The following is a 2,049-nucleotide window of genomic DNA, read 5'->3' as shown; positions in this document are numbered from 1 at the left end:
TTGCTTCGTTTGTATACGTAGGAAGACGGCTTCTTCTACTCCACAGGCGTTTTATCGGTAGCCACCGACAGTGTTATGTAAAACCTGGTTCCCAGCCCTCTATATTGATTGCTGCGTTGATATCCCGGTCAACAATAAGTCCACAACCACCACAAACATAAATTCGCTCTTTAAGGGGCATATCTTGCTTATGACCGCACTTGTGGCAGGTTTTAGATGAAGGGAACCATCGATCGACCAACGTCAACTTAAAGCCATGAAATTCTTGTTTGTACGTTAGTAATTCTCTAAATCGATAGAAACCTAACAAAGAAATCGCCTCGGCTAATTTGTGGTTCGCAAGCATCCCTGATACATTCAAGTCTTCGATTTTGATTTCTTGATATGTCTGAGCTAATCGAGTTGTCTCTTTTTGTAAAAAGTCTTCTCGACTGTTGGCAATATGCTGATGTTGCTGACGAAGTTTCTGGTAGTATTTGTGGGCGTTCTTACTAGGTTTTTGTTTTGTCTGACCATTGCCTAGCACCTTTTTCCGATTTCGACCTTGTAGTTTCGATAGCTTGATTTTCGCTTTCTTAATCGAACTAGGAGTCTCAATCTTGGTGTGGTCAGATAACGTAGCAAAGCACTTCACACCTAAATCAACACCAACTTTTTTATGGGTGTGTTTCATGGATGGTAAGGGGCAAGCCTCGATTTTAAACGACACAAACCACTTCCCAGCTTCACGAGAAATTGTGAAAGTTTGAGACCCACAATTAAACGGAATAGCTTCTTTAATTCGGAAGGTTCCTAATGTAGGAATCGTGATAAATTTTCCAGCTTTTACTAAGCGCTTCCCATGTCCATCATCAACCGTAAAACTACATTGATGACGTTTCTTTTTAAATTGAGGTATCCCTGAACAAAGCTTCGGATCGCGCCAACGACTGAAAGCTTTTTTCAAATCTCTCAAAGAGTTTTGATAGATGCGAGAAGAGTATTGATTACACCAGGCAAAATCAGGATTCTTTTTGGTGACGTTGGTGAAAATCTTTTTGATAGCAGTCAATCGCTTAGCATCCGAAGCTTTAACACAGTCATTGTCCCAAGAAGACATCATGATGCTGAGACCGTAGTTATAGACGAACCGAGAGAAGCCAGCGCAACCAGCTAAGAAGCCAGATTGTTTGTGATTGACTTTAAGTTCTCGTTTGAGTGCATACATGATGTGTATCCTGGGAATTCGACCTTAAACTTGTACTTCCATTTCTACTTTAGCGCAATTTTCCGGATTGTCGATGTTTTTGTCAATATTTTCTTTAATTGGTTGGACATATCGACGTAGACCGTAGAGCCGACAAGAGAAACAGTGAATAATTGCCATCAGGTCTTCCACCATTTCTTGTTGGGGACTAAGTGACTCATTGTTAGTCACAAGGATATTACAATCTGAATAGTCAGCTAACTCAACGATCAGCTCGAAGGCAAACCTACATAGACGGTCTTTGTGAGCTACGACGATTGTAGAAATCTGTCCGGATAGCATACGGAATATCAGGTTTAGAAACTTCTTACGTTTGAAATTAAGACCACCACCGACTTCTTTAATCACTTCATCAATTTTAATTCCAGAAGCACAGCAGAAGGTATCCATAGCTTTGACCTGGTTTTCAAGTTCGGGTTTCTGAGCGGGGGATGATACGCGACAATAAACAACTACCAGCCGCTTTGCATGTACACGGGATAGACCTTTAAGTTGATTGATATGCTTCTGGGTGTAAATACGATGATTGCCAAGGCTGCGATCGGCTACCAATTTTCCCGAAATATCCCAACGCTGGAGAGTTCTAACGGTGACACCAGCGATTTTGGCGAATTCATGAGGACGATAATGCATCTTCGACAATCCTGTGTAGGTTTGTCGAAGATTGTGGATGATTCAAGGACTAATTGTCAACTCTCATTGGTAAGTAACTAACCTCAGGAGCAGGAGTAGACGTAGCTTCTTCGATAGTCTCTTCTTCAGTATCAAGGGTAATCCAATCTACCAGTACAGACTGGTGATTG

The 2,049-nt window shown here is 41.5% G+C and carries 2 protein-coding genes; both read right to left on the bottom strand.

The features are described from left to right. Nucleotides 1-73 precede the first annotated feature (73 nt). Complete coding sequence (locus F6K51_RS36365) at nucleotides 74-1,207, bottom strand: transposase (RefSeq protein ID WP_293030799.1); 1,134 nt, start codon at nucleotides 1,205-1,207, stop codon at nucleotides 74-76. A 24-nt stretch (nucleotides 1,208-1,231) separates the two neighbouring features. Further along, nucleotides 1,232-1,879 (bottom strand): IS607 family transposase, encoded by a 648-nt coding sequence (locus F6K51_RS36360; protein ID WP_293030796.1) that lies wholly within the window; start codon nucleotides 1,877-1,879, stop codon nucleotides 1,232-1,234. Nucleotides 1,880-2,049: the final 170 nt, after the last annotated feature.

This window comes from Moorena sp. SIO3I8 (genome assembly GCF_010692325.1).
Classification (GTDB): Bacteria; Cyanobacteriota; Cyanobacteriia; order Cyanobacteriales; family Coleofasciculaceae; genus Moorena.
The sequence above is the reverse complement of the archived record's forward strand: the minus strand, read 5'-3'. Positions and strand labels throughout refer to the sequence as shown.

Bases quoted from the DNA above. Each gene is read 5' to 3' on its own strand.
- F6K51_RS36365 (WP_293030799.1), bottom strand. From the start codon at position 1,207: ATGTATGCACTCAAACGAGAACTTAAAGTCAATCACAAACAATCTGGC.
- F6K51_RS36360 (WP_293030796.1), bottom strand. From the start codon at position 1,879: ATGCATTATCGTCCTCATGAATTCGCCAAAATCGCTGGTGTCACCGTT.